General features: G+C 72.6%; 15 protein-coding genes. 5 read left to right on the plus strand and 10 right to left on the minus strand.

All coding sequences use genetic code 11. The features are described from left to right. The 4 genes from ACH4UM_RS24215 to ACH4UM_RS24230 all read right to left on the minus strand — a co-directional run. A partial coding sequence (locus ACH4UM_RS24215) for a flavodoxin-dependent (E)-4-hydroxy-3-methylbut-2-enyl-diphosphate synthase (RefSeq protein WP_398182942.1) occupies positions 1–191 on the minus strand: 191 nt, incomplete at its 3' end. Positions 192–361: 170 nt separating this feature from the next. Next, complete coding sequence (locus ACH4UM_RS24220; RefSeq protein WP_398183564.1) at positions 362–1,654, minus strand: M50 family metallopeptidase; 1,293 nt, start codon at positions 1,652–1,654, stop codon at positions 362–364. Between the two features lie 8 nt (positions 1,655–1,662). Beyond that, positions 1,663–2,925, minus strand: coding sequence for a 1-deoxy-D-xylulose-5-phosphate reductoisomerase (dxr, locus tag ACH4UM_RS24225; protein WP_398182945.1), 1,263 nt, complete (start codon positions 2,923–2,925; stop codon positions 1,663–1,665). 223 nt (positions 2,926–3,148) lie between these two features. Continuing rightward, the gene (locus ACH4UM_RS24230; RefSeq protein WP_398182948.1) at positions 3,149–5,089 is read right to left on the minus strand and encodes an acyl-CoA dehydrogenase family protein; all 1,941 of its coding nucleotides are present in this window, start codon (positions 5,087–5,089) and stop codon (positions 3,149–3,151) included. A 552-nt stretch (positions 5,090–5,641) separates the two neighbouring features. On the opposite strand from ACH4UM_RS24230, the gene ACH4UM_RS24235 reads away from it, so the two are divergent. Further along, positions 5,642–7,066, plus strand: coding sequence for an exopolysaccharide biosynthesis polyprenyl glycosylphosphotransferase (locus tag ACH4UM_RS24235; RefSeq protein ID WP_398182951.1), 1,425 nt, complete (start codon positions 5,642–5,644; stop codon positions 7,064–7,066). An 81-nt stretch (positions 7,067–7,147) separates the two neighbouring features. On the opposite strand, the gene ACH4UM_RS24240 is transcribed toward ACH4UM_RS24235, so the two are convergent. Next, positions 7,148–8,182 (minus strand): GDP-L-fucose synthase family protein, encoded by a 1,035-nt coding sequence (locus ACH4UM_RS24240; RefSeq protein ID WP_398182954.1) that lies wholly within the window; start codon positions 8,180–8,182, stop codon positions 7,148–7,150. 105 nt (positions 8,183–8,287) lie between these two features. Here ACH4UM_RS24240 and gmd point away from each other — a divergent pair, with 105 nt between their 5' ends. From gmd to ACH4UM_RS24255, 3 genes are all read left to right on the plus strand, one after another. Next, positions 8,288–9,301, plus strand: a complete 1,014-nt coding sequence (gene gmd, locus ACH4UM_RS24245) for a GDP-mannose 4,6-dehydratase (protein WP_398182957.1) — start codon at positions 8,288–8,290, stop codon at positions 9,299–9,301. Positions 9,302–9,475: 174 nt separating this feature from the next. Continuing rightward, positions 9,476–11,746, plus strand: a complete 2,271-nt coding sequence (locus ACH4UM_RS24250) for a LamG-like jellyroll fold domain-containing protein (RefSeq protein ID WP_398182960.1) — start codon at positions 9,476–9,478, stop codon at positions 11,744–11,746. Beyond that, on the plus strand, positions 11,746–12,402 hold the full coding sequence (locus ACH4UM_RS24255) for a hypothetical protein (RefSeq protein WP_398182963.1): 657 nt from the start codon (positions 11,746–11,748) through the stop codon (positions 12,400–12,402). The genes ACH4UM_RS24250 and ACH4UM_RS24255 overlap by 1 nt, the downstream gene beginning before the upstream one ends. 40 nt (positions 12,403–12,442) lie before the next feature. Here ACH4UM_RS24255 and ACH4UM_RS24260 read toward each other — a convergent pair whose 3' ends face one another. Continuing rightward, positions 12,443–13,558 (minus strand): glycosyltransferase, encoded by a 1,116-nt coding sequence (locus tag ACH4UM_RS24260; protein ID WP_398182966.1) that lies wholly within the window; start codon positions 13,556–13,558, stop codon positions 12,443–12,445. Beyond that, positions 13,555–14,124, minus strand: a complete 570-nt coding sequence (locus ACH4UM_RS24265; RefSeq protein ID WP_398182969.1) for a WcaF family extracellular polysaccharide biosynthesis acetyltransferase — start codon at positions 14,122–14,124, stop codon at positions 13,555–13,557. The genes ACH4UM_RS24260 and ACH4UM_RS24265 overlap by 4 nt, the downstream gene beginning before the upstream one ends. Positions 14,125–14,218: 94 nt before the next feature. Here ACH4UM_RS24265 and ACH4UM_RS24270 point away from each other — a divergent pair, with 94 nt between their 5' ends. Beyond that, positions 14,219–15,685, plus strand: coding sequence for a hypothetical protein (locus ACH4UM_RS24270; RefSeq protein WP_398182972.1), 1,467 nt, complete (start codon positions 14,219–14,221; stop codon positions 15,683–15,685). On the opposite strand, the gene ACH4UM_RS24275 is transcribed toward ACH4UM_RS24270, so the two are convergent. Genes ACH4UM_RS24275 through ACH4UM_RS24285 form a run of 3 tightly spaced genes read right to left on the minus strand, consistent with a single transcriptional unit; the run spans position 15,645 to position 19,728 of the window. Then, positions 15,645–16,874 carry a hypothetical protein gene (locus ACH4UM_RS24275; RefSeq protein ID WP_398182975.1) on the minus strand — a complete coding sequence of 410 codons (1,230 nt, stop codon included), beginning with the start codon at positions 16,872–16,874 and terminating at the stop codon, positions 15,645–15,647. The genes ACH4UM_RS24270 and ACH4UM_RS24275 overlap by 41 nt on opposite strands. Further along, a complete protein-coding gene (locus ACH4UM_RS24280; RefSeq protein WP_398182978.1) occupies positions 16,871–18,502 on the minus strand; it encodes a lipopolysaccharide biosynthesis protein in 1,632 nt (543 codons plus the stop codon). The genes ACH4UM_RS24275 and ACH4UM_RS24280 overlap by 4 nt, the downstream gene beginning before the upstream one ends. Then, positions 18,499–19,728, minus strand: coding sequence for a glycosyltransferase (locus tag ACH4UM_RS24285; protein WP_398183567.1), 1,230 nt, complete (start codon positions 19,726–19,728; stop codon positions 18,499–18,501). The genes ACH4UM_RS24280 and ACH4UM_RS24285 overlap by 4 nt, the downstream gene beginning before the upstream one ends. Between the last annotated feature and the right edge of the window lie 13 nt (positions 19,729–19,741).

A 19,741-nucleotide genomic window follows, 5' to 3' on the forward strand; every position in this document is an offset into this window, starting at 1 on the left:
CCGGACGCGGTCAGTTCCGCGATCTGCTGCAGGGTGGCGCCGATGTCCGACGTACGGGTCGTGGTCATCGACTGCACCGACACCGGGGCGTCTCCGCCCACCGCCACGGTGCCGACCTGGATCTGCCGGCTCTTCCGGCGCTCGGCGAGCTTGGTCGGAACGGACGGCATGCCGAGAGAAATCGCAGTCATCTGCTGTGCAACCCCAAGTCGTGGATCAAGGTCCGGCCCCGTTCAGCGGCGGGCTCCAGGCTTCGAGATTACGGCACGGCCGCTCCCGCGAGCACATCCCACCCGGCAAACCCACTCGTTGGAAGGCGGCCGGGCGCAAGGCCCGCCCGGCCGCCCTGAACAGCGGGTGGCTAGGAGATTTTCACCGGGTTGACCACGTCGGCGATCAGGACGAGGACGGTGAAGCAGATGAAGATGCTGGCCACCACATAGGCCACCGGCATCAGCTTCGCCACGTCGAACGGGCCCGGGTCCGGGCGGCGCAGCACCCTGGCGAGCTGGCGGCGCAGCGACTCCCACAGGGCGCCGGCGATGTGGCCGCCGTCGAGCGGGAGGAGGGGGAGCATGTTGAAGAGGAACAGGGAGAGGTTGAAGCCGGCGACCAGCATCAGGGCCATGGCCAGCTGCTGCGTGGGCGGGATGTCCAGGGTGAAGATCTCGCCGCCGACGCGGGCCGCGCCGACCACGCCCATCGGGGAGTCCGGCTGACGGGGGGCGCCGTCGAAGGCGGCGTTCCACAGTGCCGGGATCTTGCCGGGCAGGCTCGCGATGGAGTCGACGGCCTCGCCGAGGCGGTCACCCATCCAGGTCACGGACTGGCCGAAGTCCTGCCGGACGATGCCGGTGGCGGCGCTGAAGCCGAGGAAGCCGGCCGTGACGTACTGCCCCTGGACGATCTGGCCGTGGGAGTCCTTCTTGGCGACCTGGTTGGTGGCGATCTTCGCGTGCAGGGTCACGTCCTGGCCCTTGCGGTCGACGACGATCGGCACCTGCTTGCCGGGGTTGGCCCGGATGAGGTCGGAGAGCCGGTTCCAGTTGTCCGTCCTCACCCCGTCGAAGGAGACGATCCGGTCGCCGGCCTTGAGGCCCGCGGCGGCGGCCGGGGAGGGGGCGTCGGTCTTCTTGCAGGTGTCGCGGTTCTCGCTCTGGGCGATGACGCACTGGGAGACCGAGCTGACCGAGGTGGTCTGCTGCGAGATGCCGAAGCCCATGAGGACGGTGAGGAACAGCGCGACCGCGAGGATCAGGTTCATGAAGGGACCCGCGAACATCACGATGACCCGCTTCCACGGGGCGCGCTTGTAGAACAGGCGGTTCTCGTCGCCGGGCCTGAGTTCCTCGAAGGCGGCCGAGCGGGCGTCCTCTATCATCCCCCGCCAGGGCGAGGTGGAGCGCGCGGCGATCCGGCCGTCGTCACCCGGCGGGAACATGCCGATCATGCGGATGTAGCCGCCGAACGGGATGGCCTTGATGCCGTACTCCGTCTCGCCCTTGTTCCGCGACCAGACGGTGGGGCCGAAGCCGACCATGTACTGCGGCACGCGGATGCCGAAGAGTTTGGCGGTGGACAGATGCCCCAGTTCGTGCCAGGCGATCGAGACCAGCAGGCCGATCACGAAGACGACTATGCCGAGGATCATCATCAGGGACGTCATGCACGCGCCTCCGCGGTCGCCGTCTGCGCTGTCAGTTCCCGGGCCCGGGCACGGGCCCAGGTCTCTGCTTCGAGGACGTCCGGCACGGTGAGCGAAGTTCCCGTGCGGGGTGTCCCGTGTTCCTCGACCACTTGTGTCACGGTCTCCATGATCCCGTCGAAGGCCAGTGTGCCGCGCAGGAACGCGTCGACGCACTCCTCGTTGGCCGCATTGAACACGGCCGGGGCGGTCCCGGCGAGCCGGCCCACGTGCCGGGCGAGGCCGACGGAGGGGAAGGCGTCGTTGTCGAGCGGGAAGAACTCCCAGGTCGACGCCCTGCTCCAGTCGAAGGCGGGCGCGGCGTCGGGGACCCGTTCGGGCCAGCCGAGACCGATGGCGATGGGCCCGCGCATGTCGGGGGGCGTCGCCTGGGCGAGTGTGGAACCGTCGGTGAACTCAACCATCGAGTGGACATACGACTGCGGGTGCACGACGACCTCAATGCGATCGAAGGGAATGTCGTACAGCAGGTGTGCCTCGATGACCTCCAGCCCCTTGTTGACGAGGGTGGCGGAGTTGATCGTGATCACCGGTCCCATGGCCCAGGTGGGGTGGGCGAGGGCGTCCTCGACGGTGACGTTCGCCAGCTGCTCCCTGGTACGTCCCCGGAAGGGGCCGCCGGAGGCGGTGACGACGAGCTTTCGTACGTCTGCGCGGGTACCGGCCGCGAGCGACTGGAAGAGGGCGGCGTGCTCGGAGTCCACGGGGATGATCTGCCCCGGCTTGGCGAGCGCCTTGACCAGCGGGCCGCCGACGATGAGCGACTCCTTGTTGGCGAGCGCGAGGGTGCGGCCCGCCTCCAGGGCGGCGAGGGTCGGGGCGAGGCCGATGGACCCGGTGATGCCGTTGAGGACGGTGTGACAGTCGGAGGCGGCCAGCTGGGTGGCCGCGTCGGGCCCGGCGAGGATCTCGGGCAGCGGCCGGGCAGTCCCGTACTGGGCAAAGAGCGCCTCCCGCAGCGCCGGTACGACGTCCTCGCGCGCCACGGCCACGGTCCGCACCCGGAGCCGGTAGGCCTGCTCGGCGAGGAGACCGACCCGCCCGCCGTTGGCGGAGAGCCCGGTCACCCGGAAGCGGTCCGGGTTGCGCAGCACGAGGTCGATGGCCTGGGTGCCGATGGACCCGGTGGACCCGAGGACCACCACGTCCCTGGGCCCGTCCCCGGCGACGGGGTCGAAGACGAGATGCGGATCGGCGAGGGGGACTGGACTGTCGCTCATTCCCCCATTGTGGCCGCAACGGGTGCCGGGGAGGACAGCGCGTCCTCCGGGTGGGCCCAGGCACCTGTCCGGCGGTGGAGCCGTACGGCCGGGGGCACCATCCGTGCCCCCGGCCGTACGGCTCCACCCGGCGCCATGGCCCGGCGGCCGCGGGCCCGCGCCCCTGCGTGTTCCGGTTCGTCACCGGCGGCGGGGCCGGGCCCGGGCGGCCGGCGGCCGGCTGCTACCGGATCGGCCGGTGCACGTTGTCCCGCCGGGAGGGGCCGGGTGCCGCCTCCGCGATCCACGGGCCGTCGTCGGACGGGTCGATGACGCCTTCCTCCAGCCATTCGTAGGCGCCGCCGAGGACGCCCTTGACGACCTTGCGGTCGAGGTCGTCGGTGTTGGTCCACAGGCGGTTGAAGAGCTCCTCCACGCGGATGCGGGACTGGCGGCAGAAGGCGTCGGCGAGCTGGTAGGCCTCGCGGCCGTGGTCGCCCTGGGTGCGCAGGAGTTCGGCACGGACGCAGGCGGCGCTCATCGCGAACAGTTCGGCGCCGATGTCGACGATCCGGCCGAGGAAGCCCTGCTTGGTCTCCATCCGGCCCTGCCAGCGGGACATGGCGTAGAAGGTGGAGCGGGCGAGCTTGCGGGCGTGGCGTTCGACGTAGCGCAGGTGCGAGGACAGGTCGACGTGGCCGGCCGGATGGAACTCGGCGTAGGAGCGCGGGAGTTGCCCGGCGCCCGCGACCAGCTTCGGCAGCCACTTGGCGTAGAAGACACCCGCGTTCGCGCCTGCCCTGGCCTTGTCCGACAGGGACTTGTCGGGGTCGATGAGGTCGCCGGCGACCGAGAGATGGGCGTCGACCGCCTCGCGCGCGATCAGCAGGTGCATGATCTCGGTGGAGCCCTCGAAGATCCGGTTGATGCGCAGGTCGCGCAGCATCTGCTCGGCGGGGACGGCGCGCTCGCCGCGGGCGGCGAGGGAGGCGGCGGTCTCGAAGCCGCGGCCGCCGCGGATCTGGACCAGCTCGTCGGCCATCTTCCAGGCCATCTCGGAGCCGTAGAGCTTGGCGAGGGCGGCCTCGATGCGGATGTCGTTGCGGTTCTCGTCGGCCATCTGGGAGGACAGGTCGAGGACCGCCTCCAGAGCGAAGGTGGTGGCCGCGATGAAGGAGATCTTCGAGCCGACCGCCTCGTGCAGCGCGACCGGCCTGCCCCACTGCTCGCGGGCCGCGGACCACTCGCGGGCGATCTTCAGGCACCACTTGCCGGCGCCGGCGCACATGGCGGGCAGGGACAGCCGGCCGGTGTTGAGGGTGGTCAGCGCGATCTTCAGGCCCTGCCCCTCCTCGCCGATGCGGTGGGTGGCCGGGACGCGCACCTGGTGGAAGCGGGTGACGCCGTTCTCGATGCCGCGCAGGCCCATGAAGGCGTTGCGGTTCTCCACCGTGACGCCCTCGGAGGAGGCCTCGACGACGAAGGCGGTGATGCCGCCGCGGTGGCCCTCGGACTTCGGTACCCGTGCCATGACGACAAGGAGGTCGGCCACCACGCCGTTGGTCGTCCACAGCTTGACCCCGTCGAGCACGTAGTCGTCCCCGTCCGGGACGGCCGAGGTCGCCAGGCGTGCCGGGTCCGACCCGACATCGGGCTCGGTCAGCAGGAACGCCGAGATGTCGGTGCGGGCACAGCGCGGCAGGAAGGTGTCCTTCTGTTCCCGGGTGCCGAAAATCTTCAGCGGCTGCGGTACTCCGATCGACTGATGCGCGGAGAGCAGGGCTCCGATCGCGGGGCTGGCCGAGCCGGCCAGGGCCAGGGCCTTGTTGTAGTAGACCTGGGTCAGGCCCAGGCCGCCGTACTTGGTGTCGATCTTCATGCCGAGCGCGCCGAGCTCCTTGAGCCCGGTGATGACCTCGTCGGGGATCTGCGCGTCGCGCTCGATCCGGGCCGCGTCCACCTTCGTCTCGCAGAAGTCGCGCAGCTTGGCGAGGAACTCCTCGCCGCGCTGGACGTCGTCGTCGGCCGGGAGCGGGTGCGGGTGGATGAGGTCGAGCCGGAAGCGGCCGAGAAACAGTTCCTTGGCGAAGCTGGGCTTGCGCCAGTCCTGTTCCCGGGCGGCCTCCGCCACCTCGCGTGCCTCGCGCTCGGTGACGGTGGGCTTGTTGGCAGTTGGTGCGGACATGAGGCTCACCTCGCCGCGAATAGGGATCTTGGGAGCGGTACGTTACTGACCGGTGCTACTGGATCGTATGTACCCGATACCGGGTCGACCCACCACCCCTCACGCAACGGACACTCGCGTCCACCGTCTGTTTCGGGGCGGTTTCCCCCAGCATCAGGTGAGCACGGCGTGAAGGCCAGTTGTGAACTCCTTCACCGAATTCCTATGAATTTCTCGAAAACCTCGGCCGACGCGCACAGTTGTGGCATAGGGTCCTCGATCACTTGGGCACATCCGTTCGGTGGGGAACGCGGGAGCCGGATGGGCCTGTGACGGCAGCGTATGGCTGGGGGGCACATGCGGGAAGTCGGCGTGTCGGAGTCCGCCGGAGCACCGGAGGCGGAGGAGACGCCCGGGGGTGCGACGAGGGCGGCAGAGGAAGCCAGGGAAACGATTCACCCGAAGGGGCGCCCCGCAGGGATCGAGGGAAACGGGCCCGCGGGAGCGGGGAGACCCGCAGGAGCGGAGAGACCCACAGGAGCGGGGAGACCCGCGCCGGGCCGAGGCAGGCCGATGGTCCGAACGGGTGACAACAAGGCCCGCTGGTACCGGCCGCTGGCGGTACTCACGGACACCTGCGGGATCGGCGTCCCGCTCGCCACGGCGCTGGCCGCCGACGGCCAGAACGTGCCCGCGCTCGGCGGACTGGTCGGCGCGGGCGTGTGGACGGCCATCCGGGCGACCCGGCGCCGGTACGCCGCCCAGCGGCTCGGCGAGTCCTGGGGCGTGCTGGCCGCTTTACGGGACTGGGTGCTGCTGGCCGGGATCCTGGCGCTGGCACTGACCCTCTCCGACCTGGACAACGGCCCGCGGCCGACCCTGGCGCTCGCCGCGCTCACCCCGGGACTGGCGCTGAGCGCGACGGTCGCGCCGATGACGAAACTGCATCTGAACCGGCAGCGCCGCGAGGCCCGGGCCGTGCGCCGGGCCCTGGTGGTGGGCGAGCCGGCCGCCGTGGACCACGTCGTGGGACGCCTGGCCTCCCGCACGGACCACGCGTACGTGGTCGTGGGAGTGGTCCCGGTCGGCTTCCAGGCCGTGAGCTGCGGCATGCCGGTCGCGGAGCGGCTGGCGGCCACCACCACCGACCGCGCCCGTGACGCGGACGCCGTACTGCGCGCCGTCGCGGACTTCGAGGCGGACGTCGCCCTGGTGGTGCCGGGGCTGCGGATGACCGGCGAGCGGTTGCGGCACGTGACCTGGGCGCTGCACGGCGCCGGGTTGCAGCTCGCCGTGGTGCCGGGGCTCGCCGAGGTCGCGGAGGCACGGGTGCGGCCCACCACCGCAGCCGGGCTGACGGTGCTTCAGGTGACGCCGCCCGCCCAGGAGTTCGGGCAGCCGTGGCTGAAGTCACTGCTTGACCGGCTGGGCGCGGCACTGGGGCTGGTCCTGCTGGCACCGCTGTTCGGGGCGCTCGCGCTGGCCGTGCGCTGCACCTCGCCGGGGCCGGTGTTCCACCGGCAGGCGCGCTGTGGGCTCGGTGGTGAGCCGTTCACCATGTGGAAGTTCCGCACGATGGTGGCCGACGCGGAGGCCCGGCGGGCCGAGCTCGCGCGCTCCGGCGCCAACCAGCACGACGGGCACATGTTCAAGATGCGCCGCGACCCGCGCGTCACGCCGCTCGGGGCCGTGCTGCGCAGGCTGTCCCTGGACGAACTGCCCCAGCTTTTCAACGTACTTCGGGGTGACATGTCCCTGATTGGTCCGCGTCCTCCGCTGCCCGACGAGGTGGCCCACTACAGCCCCACCGAGCTGCGGCGGCTGGCCGTCAGGCCGGGCATGACCGGGCTGTGGCAGGTCAGCGGGCGCTCGGACCTTTCCTGGGACGAGACGGTCTCGCTGGACCTCTGGTACGTCGACAACTGGTCGGTCGCCACCGATGTGGAGATCATGACCCGGACCCTGCGCGCCGTCGTCGACGGCCGCGGGGCCTACTGAGGGAGCCCGCCGATGCGCCAGGGGTGCCGCACGGGCCGCCCCGGGGCCGGGGCCGCGCGCCGGGCCCCGGAGCCGGGAGGCTCAGCCGGTCCGCTGCTGGGACAGCCACCACTCGTACGTCGCGGCGATGCCGTCCCGCAGCGCCACGGCCGGCTTGAAGCCGAGGGCGGTCAGCCGGGAGACGTCCAGCAGCTTGCGCGGGGTGCCGTCGGGCTTGCCCGTGTCCCACACGATCCTGCCCTGATATTCCGTCACCTCTCTTACCGTTTCGGCGAGTTCGCTGATCGGCAGGTCCTCGCCGCAGCCGATGTTGACCGGCCCGTCGCCGTCGTAGCGCTCCAGGAGCAGGGCGCAGGCCGCGGCCACGTCGTCGACGTGCAGGAACTCCCGGCGCGGGGTCCCGGTGCCCCACAGGACCACCTCGGGCGCCCCGCCGGCGCGGGCCTCGTGGAAGCGGCGGACCAGGGCGGGCAGCACATGCGAGGTGGCCAGGTCGAAGTTGTCGCCGGGGCCGTAGAGGTTGGTAGGCATGGCGCTGATGTACGAGGCGCCGTACTGGCGGCGGTAGGACTGGACCTGGGTGATGCCGGCGATCTTGGCGATGGCGTAGGCCTCGTTGGTCGGCTCCAGCGGGCCGGTGAGCAGCGACTCCTCACGGATCGGCTGCTCGGCGAGCTTGGGGTAGATGCAGGACGATCCGAGGAACAGCAGACGCGGGACGCCCGCGGTGTGCGCGCCGGCGATCACGCTCAGCTGTATCCGCAGGTTGTCCTCCAGGAACTGCACCGGGTAGGTGCTGTTGGCCATGATCCCGCCGACCTTGGCGGCGGCCAGTACGACGGCGTCCGGGCGGGCGTCGCGCAGGAAGGCCTCGGTCCGTGCCGCGTCGCGCAGGTCGAGCTGCTCCCGGGGGCGGGTGATCACCTCGTGTCCGTCGGCGGCCAGCCGACGGGCCACCGCGGACCCGACCAGGCCACGATGACCCGCGACGAACACGCGGGCCGCGCGCGGGAGCAGCGCGGCCGAGGACGAGGACGAGGGCGAGGGCGAGGGCGAGGGCGACGACGAGGGCGCCGCGGGCCCGGCCTCGGGCGTGGGCGAAGCGTCAGCAGTCATGCGCGGATTGTGCCAGCGGCCGGTGCCCTCACGGGACGATCCTCGAAAATGCAGGGCAATTCACATGAAAACGTGACCGGTTGGTCGCGTCGGAGGGGGTACTGAATGGGCAAGTCGGCGCTGATCACCGGGGTCACCGGCCAGGACGGGTCGTATCTGGCGGAGCTGCTGCTGGGCAAGGGCTACACCGTGCACGGCCTGATCCGCCGCTCCTCGAGCTTCAACACCGAGCGGATCGACCACATCTACCAGGGCCCCGACCAGCCCGAGCGGTCCTTCATCCTGCACCACGCCGACCTGTCGGACGGGGTGGCGCTGGTGAACCTGCTGCGCGACCTCAAGCCCGACGAGGTGTACAACCTGGGCGCCCAGTCCCATGTGCGGGTCTCCTTCGACGCGCCGCTGTACACGGGTGACGTGACCGGGCTGAGCACGATCCGGCTCCTCGAGGCGGTGCGGGCCAGCGGCATCGAGACCCGGCTGTACCAGGCCTCCTCCTCGGAGATGTTCGGCGCGACGCCGCCGCCGCAGAACGAGAGGACGCCGTTCCATCCCCGCAGCCCGTACGGTTGCGCGAAGGTCTTCGGCTACTGGGCGACCGTCAACTACCGTGAGGCGTACGGCATGTTCGCCGTGAACGGCATCCTGTTCAACCACGAGTCGCCACGCCGCGGCGAGACCTTCGTGACCCGCAAGATCACACGTGCGGTCGCCCGGATCAAGGCGGGTCTGCAGGACCGTCTCTACCTGGGCAACCTGGACGCGGTGCGGGACTGGGGCTACGCGCCCGAGTACGTCGAGGCGATGTGGCGGATGCTCCAGCGGGACGTGCCCGACGACTACGTGGTCGCCACCGGCGAGGCCGTGACCGTACGGCAGTTCCTCGAGGTCGCCTTCTCCCACGCCGGCCTGGACTGGACCGAGTTCGTCCGCTACGACCCCAAGTACGAGCGCCCCAGCGAGGTCGACGCCCTGATCGGGGACGCCTCCAAGGCCGCGGAACTGCTGGGCTGGCAGCCGTCCGTGAAGGTGCGGGAACTCGCCCGGATCATGGTGGACGCCGATGTGGCCCGCCTGGCGGACGAGTTGGCCGGCACCACCGTACGCGTGGACCGGTGAGCCGCACCACCGCCACCGGCACCCGCCACCCCTGAACCCTCCCTCACCGCCGGGCGGCCCGGCCTCCCCCCTCCGCCGGGCCGCCCGGCCCCTTCGTACCTTCCGGCACCCCCACGCCCCAGGGACGCCCCCCACAGCACCCAGTACCACCCGCTCGCACCGCTAGGAGAAACCATGCACGGCAGATCCACACAGCCCAGGCGGCTGAGCCGCAGGTCCAAACACCGCAGGAGCCTCACCGCGCTCGCCCTCGCGGCGGCCGCCCCGCTGCTCTGCCTGCCGCTCACCGCCACCGGCGCCTCCGCGCTCACGGCGCCGGTGGCCCTGACCGCCGACAGCCTCTCGACCTGGCAGACCAACGGCGTCGTGTACGCCCTCGCCCAGGCGAACGGGGTGGTGTTCGCGGGCGGCACCTTCTCGGCGATCCGCCCCGCGGGCACCGCCGCAGGCGGCAGCGGCGAGCAGTCGGCGGTGAACTTCGCCGCCTTCGACGCGGCCACCGGCGCGCCCACCGACTGCCGGCTGTCCTTCACCGTCGGCAGCGGCACCGCCACCGTGCGGGCGCTCGCGGTGTCCCCGGACGGCAAGACCCTTTACGCCGGAGGCTACTTCGGCGCGGTCAACGGGGTCGGTGCGAGCAGCCTGGTCGCCATCGACATCGCCACCTGCACGCCCCGCAGCGACTTCCGTCCCTCGGTGCCGGCCACCGTGCGGGCGCTGTCGGTGACCGGCGACACGGTGTACTTCGGCGGCGACTTCACCAGCGTCAACGGCACCACCCGGCAGCGGTTCGCCGGCGTGGACACCGGCGGTGCGCTGACCCCCTGGACCGCGAACGCGGACGCTCCGGGACGGGCGGTGGAGGTCACCGCGGACGGACGGCACGTGGCGGTCGGCGGCGACTTCTTCACCGTCAACGGCAGCGACTCGCACGCCCTGGCCATCACCGACGCCACCACCGGCGCGGTGACCCGGAACTACCCGCGCGGCTTCTTCCCGGACACCTCCGTCGTCAAGGACATCACCGCCGACGCGACCGGCGTCTACACCGCCAACGAGGGCACCGGCGGGGGCGTCTTCGACGGGCGGACGGCCTTCGAGCCGGACACCTTCGCCCAGCGCTGGCGGGACACCTGCCTCGGTGCCACCCAGGCACTGCAGCTGTACAAGGGCCTGGTCTACAGCGCCTCGCACGCGCACGACTGCTCCTCGATGGGCGAGTACCCGGACGGGCAGCGCCGCCATCTGCTGGCCGAGGGCATCAACGACGCGAAGCTGGTGGGCTGGGCCCCGGACACCAACGACGGCATCGGCGAGGGCATCGGCCCGCGCGTGTTCACCCTCGCCCCAAAGGGCGGCACCGACTACCTGTGGGTGGGCGGCGAGTTCACCACCGTGGGCGGCTCCGCGCAGCAGTCCCTGACCCGGGTCTCCTCCGGCCCGGACACCGGGGCGCCGACCGTGCCGCAGGTGAAGGTGGAGAGCGTCGAGGCCGGCCAGGTGGCCGTGCACTGGCGCTCCAGCTACGACACCGACGACAGCCACCTGACGTACCGGGTCTACAAGGACGGCGCCACCACCCCGGTCTACGAGGTGTCCGCCGACTCCCTGCCGTGGTCCCGGCCGCAGCTGTCGTGGACGGACACCAACGTGACCGCGGGCGAGACGCACTCGTACCGGGTCAGCGTCACCGACGGCACCAACACCTCCGCCAAGTCCACCGCGCAGTCGGTGAAGGTGGCCTCGGCCGCCGACGCCTACACGGCGGCCGTGCGGGGTGACGGAGCCTCCCTGTACTGGCGCTTCGGCGAGACCTCGGGCGCCTACGCGGCCGACAGCTCCAGCGGCGACGACAGCGGGGTGCACTGGAACGCGCCGACACAGGCCGTCACCGACGCGGCGGCCGGTTCCGGCTCGGCGGCCGGCTACACGGGCTCGCAGCACGAGTGGACGTACACCGACAAGCCGCACAGCGCGCCGTCCGCGTTCTCGCTGGAGCTGTGGTTCAAGACCACCAGCACCAACGGCGGCAAGCTCATCGGCTTCGGCAACAAGGTGCAGCTGACGTCCACGCGGTACGACAAGCACGTCTACATGACCAACAACGGGCGGCTCGTCTTCGGCGTGTACCCCGGGTCGGTGCGGACGGTCACCACCTCGCAGTCGTACAACGACGGCAAGTGGCACCACGTGGTCGCCACCGAGAGCAGCGCCGGCATGAAGCTGTACGTCGACGGCAGCCTGCGCACCTCCAACATCCTGGTCACCGGCAACGAGTCCGGCACCGGCTACTGGCGGGTCGGCGGCGACACCCTGGGCTCGTCCTGGACGAACGCGCCGTCCAGCCCGTACTTCACCGGGCTGATCGACGAGGTGGCCGTCTACGGCAAGGCCCTGTCGGCGAGCCAGGTGCTGACGCACTACCAGCGGGGGTCGGGCGCCTGATGAGAAGAAGTGCGCCGGCGGCCCTCGCCGTGCTGCCGCTGCTGCTGGCGGCGTGCGGCAGTTCGGGCGGGGGCGAGCGGCACACCGGGGCGGACGGGAGCGCGGCGCCGCGCCCGGCCGCCTCGGCGGCACCCACACCGTCGCAGGACGGTCCTTCCGGTACGGCTGCGTCCGGCAGGGCCCCCGCGAACGCCTCCCAGGGCCCGCGGAACACCGTCCCGGACGGCCGGTTGACTCCGGCCACCGGGTCGTTCACCAAGAAGGAGAAGAAGTACCTGGCCGGCCGCGTGCCCCAGGGCACCGACCCGGCGGCGATCCTGCAGGCCGGGCAGGACGTCTGCGACCGGCTCGCCCACACGGCGAAGATCGACCGGGACGCGGCCGTGGGCGCGGTCATCGCGGGTGACATCAAAGGGGCCGAGGCCGCCGTGGACGGGCTCTGCCCGGACCTGAAGCCGCTGGTCGCCGCGACCCGCGGCGGCTACGCGGACGGCACCCACGCCGCCCCGGCGCCCGGCACCTACCGCGCCCTGACGCCGTCGAAGGACTGCTCGTGGTCCCTGGACGGCACCTCGGGCAGACAGCACACGGTCACGATCGGGAAAGGCACGAGGACCTTCACGTCCACCGGGTGCTACGCCTGGGCGCGCACCTGATCCGCTCGGGGTGGGGGCCGCCGGCCGGGCGGCCCCCACCTCAGCCGAGGGACGCGTAGAGCGTGTGGAGGCGGTCGGCGACCGCCTCCAGCGAGAAGGAGGTACGGGACAGCTGCCAGGCCGCCTCCGAGGCGCGGTCGTTCGCGCCGGCGTCCAGCAGGGCCAGGATCTCCCCCGCGAGCGCCTCCGGCGTGGCCGCCACCCGGCCCGCGCCGGCGCGGGCGAGGTCGTCGCCGAGCCCGTTCGTCGGGGTGACCACCGACGGCACGCCCACCGACAGCGCCTCCAGCACCGACATCGGGAACGGCTCGTCCACCGACGGCAGCACGTGCACATGGGCGCGGCGCAGCTCGTCCAGGACGGCGCCCGGGGCGAGGGTGCCCAGGTAGTCGACGGAGCCGGCCACGCCCAGTTCCCCGGCCAGCTTCAGCGCCCTGCCGAGCTCGCCCTCGTCCGCGCCGGCGAGCACGAACCGGGCGCCGGGGTGCCTGCGGAGCACCTCGGGGGCGGCGGCGACGAAGTCCGCGGGGCGTTTGCGGGCCTGCATCCGGGCCAGGTAGAGCAGCCGGGGCGGTCCGGGCGGGCGCGGGCGGCGGTCCTGTGCGGGCACGCCGTTGACCAGCCGCACGCCGTTGCCGGGGTCCTTGCCGCCCAGCACGGCGTCCAGGGCCCTGCGTTCGTAGGAGGTCAGGTGCAGCACGGCGTCCGCGCGGCGCAGCACCCGGCGTACGGCGACGGCGTCCAGCAGCTTGGCGAGGGCCTTGTCGCTGGGGTCGACCATGCCGTGGGTCTGCACGACCAGCGGGCGCCTCGCGCCCAGCGCGGCCAGCGCGATCGGCAGGGTGACCAGGTCCCGGGCGAGGTGGACGTGGACCACGTCCGCGCCGCGCACCAGCCGGCGGGCGCCCGCCAGCAGCGCCGGCGAGGTGATCCCGCTGAAGCCGGCGCCGGGCAGCACGCGCCGGGCCGGGTAGAGGCGGGCGGGGCGGCCGTCGACGTCGGCGGGCAGCGGCCCGTCGAAGCCGGAGCCGAGGGCGACGATCCTTGAGTCCACGCCCCGCGCGGCGAGTCCGGCGGTGAGGTTCACTGCGACCCGGACGGGCCCGCCGAAGGCCTGGGTGGGGGTGTGCAGGGTGACCGCGTGCAGGGCTCTCACCGGGTGCGCTCCTTCGCGGCGGCCGGATGGTGCCCGGGCTCCTTCAGCGGGCGGGTGCCGTCGGCCGTGTGCAGGGTGAGTTCCGGCAGGTCACGGGCGAGGACCGTGCCCGCCGAGACCACCGCGTGCCGGCCGACCGTCACGCCCGCGAGCACGGTGGCGCGCGCCGCGATCCAGGCGCCGTCCTCCACCGTGACCGGTGCGTTGCGGTACCGGAAGTCGGTGGTGCGGTGGTCGTGGCTGCCGGTGCACAGCAGCGCCTCCTGGGAGACGCACACGTGGGAGCCGATGGTGACCGGCTCCAGGTTCAGCAGCCAGGCGCCCTCGCCGATCCAGGTGTGGTCGCCGACGCTCAGCTTCCAGGGCCACAGGACGCGGACCCGGTGCCGGATCAGCACTCCTTCGCCGATCCTCGCGCCGAAGGCCCGCAGCAGCGCCACCCGCAGCCGGGCCGGACAGAACCAGGCCATGAACAACGTGTTCATCACGCAGAACCAGACCGCCTGGCTGACGATCCCGCGCCCCTTGTCGTACCCGGACAGTGTGAACGTTCGAAGATCGCGCAAGAGTCCCCCCTCTGCCGTGATCCACCCTAGGGATTCCGCACCCCTTTCGCACACAGATCCGTAGACTCTGTGAACGAAAAGCAGAGGGGGGCTCATGGCGGCGGGAACTCATGTGGTCGCACCGTCCGCCGCGGTGCGCGTGATGCCCGGTGCGCTCCGGCGCGTGCTCGCCCTGCCGCTGGTCCTGGGCCTGACGGTGCTGCTGCCCGCGTTCGTCGTCCTGCGGCAGGGGGCGGGGCTGCGTGACCAGGCGTACTGGCTGCAGCTGGTCCTCACGGTGTACGCGGGGGCCCGGCTGTCGGCGATGATCCTCGGCCGGCACCGCAAGCTGCTCCAGGGCACCTTCTGGCTGTTCGTCTACATGGCGATGGGCATCGCGCCGCTCGCCCAGGCCGTGATGGGCAAGTACCCGGTGCCGGTGGCCGGTTCGCGCTCCGACCTGGCCCTGGCGGTCGGTCTGGTGCTGGCCGCGTGCGCGGCCTTCGACGCGGGCGCGCTGCTGGTGCGGCCGGGGGTGCGGCCAACGGCCCGCACGGTGTTCCGCCCCGCGATGGTGGCGCGCAGGCGCCTGGCGGCGCTGGTGGCGCTGGCGTTCGCGGGAAGCGGGCTGTTCGTTCTCAAGCTCGGCGGGCTCGGGGTGTTCTTCTCCAGCCGGATGGAGATCAGCCAGTCGATCGACAACAGCGGAGTGGGCGGCGCCGGTTCGCAGGCCGGTACGGCGATGCTGCGCGGCTTCGGCACGGTTCCGGCGCTGCTGGCGCTGATGGTGGTGACCCGCTGGCTGATCACCTCGCCGAGGGCGCGCAGGCGTCCGCTGCCGTGGATCACCCTGGCCGGGCTCGCGAGTCTGAACCTGATCGTCAACAACCCGATATCCAATCCGCGTTACTGGTTCCTGACCGTGCTGCTGGCGCTGCTGTTCACGGTGTTCCCGCAGAGCCCGACGATGTACCGGACGGCCCTCGCGCTGGGCGTCGCCGCGGCCGTGCTGATCTTCCCGTTCGCGGACAAGTTCCGCTACGACAGCGCGGGCGCGCCCAGCACCGCCCAGACCTCCTCGGTCCTCGACCCGCTGGTGCTCAAGGACTACGACCAGATGGCGATGTTCGCCAACACCATCACCTATGCGGACGCCGGCAACGGCCACACCTACGGCCGCCAGCTGACCGGCTCCGTGCTGTTCTTCGTGCCCCGCTCGATGTGGTCGGCGAAGCCGCAGGACACCGGGGTGATGGTGAGCCAGTGGATGGCCGCGGCCAACACCAACCGCTCCTCGCCGCTGTGGGCCGAACTGTGGCTGGACTTCGGGCCGGTGGGCATGGTGGCCGGGTTCGGGCTGATCGGCTGGGTGGCGGCCCGGGTGGACCGGCGGTACGCGCACAAGGTGGTGCGGGCCGGTCCGGCGAGCATCCTCACCCTCGCCGTGCCGCTCGTCGCCGGTTACTCCTTCATCCTGCTGCGCGGGCCGCTGCTCCAGGCATCCGGGCGGATCGCGATCGGTGTGATGTGCCTGGCGCTGATCACGACACTGCGCCCGGAGCGGTGGCGGCAGCTGCGCTGACGGCCGGGGCGTCCCCGGGCCCGCGCGCGGCCCGCAGCCAGGCGGCGGCACCCTTCAGCACCGAGCCGAGGCACAGTCCCCAGGCCGCGCCCCCGACCCCCGCCCAGGCGTACCCGGCGAGCAGCAGGGCGGCCGACACGGGCGAGAACGCCAGCTGCACGGGGAGCGTGGTGCGGGGCGCCAGCACACGCAGGGCGAGCAGCCCGCACACCCCGAAGGCCATCGCCGCGTACTGCGCGCCGGTCGCGGGGAGCACCTTGGCGGCCGACTCCCAGGTGTCACCGAGGAGTTGACGGCCGTAGTGGCCGGGCAGCGCGTAGAGCACCGCCGCCCACCCGGCGGCCACCGCGGCGAGCGCGCCGCCCGCGGCCAGGGCCGCGCGCCGGGGCGCGTGGTACCGGGTGAGCAGGGGCGGTCCGAAGCCGGTGGCCGCGTTGAAGGCCACGTTCAGCGGGCCGAAGAGGGTGGTCGCACCGCGCAGGGCGCCCACCGCGAGCGGGGTGGCGAACAGGCCGAGGGCGAGGACGGCGAGCTGGCTGGTGGCGTTGCCGACGCCGAACTCGACCAGGAAGCGCCGGCCCAGATGCCCACGGACGACGTAGCGCCCGAGGTCGGTCCGGGCGCCCCTGACGTGCGGGCGCAGCAGCACGAGGGCCAGCAGCAGGGCGGGCAGCGCGGACAGGCCCCACACCAGGGTCGTACGGGCGGCGGAGGCGCCGTCGGGCTGCACGGCCAGCAGGGGCAGCGCGGCGGCCAGTCGCAACAGGTCGGTGAGCAGGGCGAGATGGGGCCTTTGCAGCACGGAGAAGCAGTAGCGCAGGGTGTCCTGGGTGAGGGTCACCGGCAGCACCAGGCCGAGCGCCGCGTACACGGCCGCGTCCGAGGCGGCCAGGGCCGCGCCGCCCGCCAGCAGCGCGCCCAGCACCGCGGAGGCGCTTGCCGTGAAGGCGGCCGCGCTGCGGCAGGCCCGCCCCAGGGTCTCCGGCTCGCCCCGGTGCAGCACGAGCTCCTGGCCGACGTACGCCCCGAACGCGCCGAGCAGCACGCTGAAGACCACATAGGCCGTGGCGAAGACGGCGAAGGTGCCGGCCTGGCTGTGCCGGGCGACCAGGACCAGGACGGCGATGTTGGTGAGCGCGCTCACCGCCTGGTCCAGGACGGAGCAGACGACGGCCGTGCGCGCTCTCACCGGCTGCCCGAGGACAGGGTGCCCAGGCGGACGGTCTCGTCGGGCGTCGCGGCCGGGGGCACCGTCACGGCGGCGGCGCCGCTGTCCCGGCGGCGCCGCTTGCGCTGGTGACCGGCGGCCGGGTGCAGCACGGCGCCGAGGACCTGGCCGCCCGCGCCGTCGATGAGCTCACGGATGCGTTCCAGCGCGGTGCGGGCGGTGGTGCGCGGGTCGCACACCACGACCACTCCGTCCACTCGGTCGACCAGGGCGAGCGCGTCGGCGTAGGACAGCACCGGCGGGGCGAGGACGACGACCGTGGTGTTCGGGGCGTCCGCCTGGTCGATGAGGCGCGTGGTGGCGGCGGAGGTGAGAGTGCGGGCCACGTGCGGCACCTGGGTGCCGGGGACCAGTTCGAAGGTGCCGGACTCGCCCGCGTCCACCGTGAGGTGCCGGCCGCCGGGCCACGGATTGCCTTCCGCCGTACGCCCGTTGGCCCAGCCGGCGCGTCCGCCGGGCGCCTCGGGCAGCCTTTCGGCCAGGCCGGGGTGGCGCAGGTCGGCCTCGACGAGCAGGGCCGACATGCCGGTCTCGGCGAAGCAGGCGGTGAGGTTGACGGCGACCGCCGCGGCGGCGGTGCCCTCGCCGTTCGGCTCGACCACCAGCAGGCGGCGGCGGTCGGCGAAGTGACGGTCGTAGGCGAGCCGGAAGGCCACCGAGCGGTACTGCTCGGCGAGGGCGCCGTCGGCGGCGAGGAGCGGTTCCTCGGGGGCCTTGGGCAGGGCGCCGAGCACGGGGGCGCGCAGCGCGCGGGCGACCGTCTCGGCAGAGCGGGCCGACGGATCGAAGATCATCCGCAGCCAGGCGCCGAGCAGCCCCACCGCCAGGCCGACCACCGCGCCCAGCGCGATCAGCAGGGGCGTGCCCAGGCCCTCCGCGCTCGCCGGCGGCTCGGCGGTGACGGTGGCGTAGCCTGGCGTGGTGTCCAGGGCCTTCAGCTCGCTGATGCTGTTGGTGAGCTGGGTGATCTGGCTGAGCAGATTGGCCTGCGCGGCCAGCACGGTGCTCTTCTCGGTGTCGCCCTTGAGCCGGTCGATCTGCTTGAGCAGGTCCTCGCGCTGCTTGGTGAGCGGGTCGAGCTGGTTCTGGTAGCCCTTGACCATCTTGGCGACGGTGCCGGCGGTCTGCTTCTCGCGGTAGTCGAGGTAGGCCCCGGCGAAGGCGTTGGCGCCCTCGGCGGCGGTCTTCGGGGTGCCGGCGACGTAGGAGAACTTCAGCACCAGGGTGTCCGGCGGGTTGGTGACCTGGAGGTGACTCTGCAGGTCACCGATGTCGGACGCGCTCCGGCCGAGTCGCTGCGCGGCCCGCCCGGCCACCGCGTTGCCCGCGGCCGTCTGCCGCTCGCTGCCGATGTTGATCTGCTTGTCGACGGATATCCCGGTCGCCGCGTAGGGGTTGATGGTGGCCGCCCGGACGAGGACCTCGCTGGAGGACTCGTACGTCGGCGCCGAGCCGACGGCGAACCAGGTGCCGGCCAGCAGCCCGGCGAGCAGGCCGCCGGCCACCAGGACGCGGTGCCGCAGGACCTGCTGCACCTGGTCGCGCAGGAGCTCCGGCTCGTCCTGCTGGGCCCGTGCCTCTTCGTTCATGCGGGTGCCGCTCCTTCGTGCGCGGTGGTGCCCTGTTGCAGTGCCTCGGCGAGCAGGTCGTCCAGGCGGCCGAGCCCGGCCGCGCGGCTGAGCCGTTCGTCCACGTACGCGGGTCCGCGGGACCCGAGCCGCCCGGCGGCCACCGGATCGGCCGCCAGGTCCCTGACAGCTTTGAGCAGCGCCGCCGGGTCCTCGGGTTCGACCAGCACTCCGGCGCCCGAGCGGCGCACCTCGTCGGCCGTCCCCCCCTCGTCCGCGACCGAGGCGAGGACCGGGCGCCCGGCGGCGAAGTAGGAGGTGAGCTTGGACGGCACGCTCATGTCGAGCACGGACGCCCGCTGGGTGACCGCGAGGACGTCGGCGGCGGCGAGCACGTCGGGGAAGTCCGCCTCGTCGGCGGGCGGCAGGAAGTGCAGGTTGGGGACGTCACGGGCGCGCTCCTCGAGCATGGCGCGCTGGTTGCCGTCGCCCATGAGGACGAAGTCGACGCCCGTGTCGAGCCGGGCCGCGCCGACGAGGACCTCCAGGCCCTGCTTGAGGCCCATGTTCCCGGAATGCAGGACCACCGGTCGGTCGTCGGACCAGCCGAGCCGGGCGCGCGTCTCGGCGCGCGGGCGCGAAGGGCGGGCCACATGGGACCAGTTGGGCACCAGCCGGATGCGGGCCGGGTCGACGCCCATCGCCTCCACCCGGGGCCGGAAGCTGTCGTGGATGACGCCGACGAGGGCGGCCCGGCCGAGTGCGTACCGCTCGGCGCGGGCGGCCACGGCGGCCGCCCTGTCGCCGCCGCTGATCCCGCTCTGCGCGGCCGCGGCGCCCATCAGGTCCTGTACGACCGGCACGAACGGCACCCGGTGGCGGCGGGCGATCCGGGCCGCGGCCACCGCGCCCGCCAGGCTCGGCATCTGGGCGACCACCGCGTGCGGGCGGGGCATACGGGGCGGGGCGGCGAGCTGGTGGGCGAGCAGCGAGCCCTCGAACAGGGCCCGGCGCACGGCGGTCTGCCGTGCGGGCACGGTGTGTCTGCGCCGGTGCACGGTGACGCCGCCGCGCGACTCCGTGGTCCGCCAGAAACCGGCGTAGGCCGGATCGACCCGCCAGGACGGATAGTGCGGCATGCCCGCCAGCACGTGCGTGTCGGCGCCGCGGGCCGCCCAGTGCTCGGCGAGCTGGGTGGCGTAGGGGCCGATACCCGTGTGCTCGGGTGCGTAGTTGGTCGAGACCAGCAGCAGGCAGCGG

Source organism: Streptomyces sp. NPDC020801 (assembly GCF_044334385.1).
Classification (GTDB): domain Bacteria; phylum Actinomycetota; class Actinomycetes; order Streptomycetales; family Streptomycetaceae; genus Streptomyces.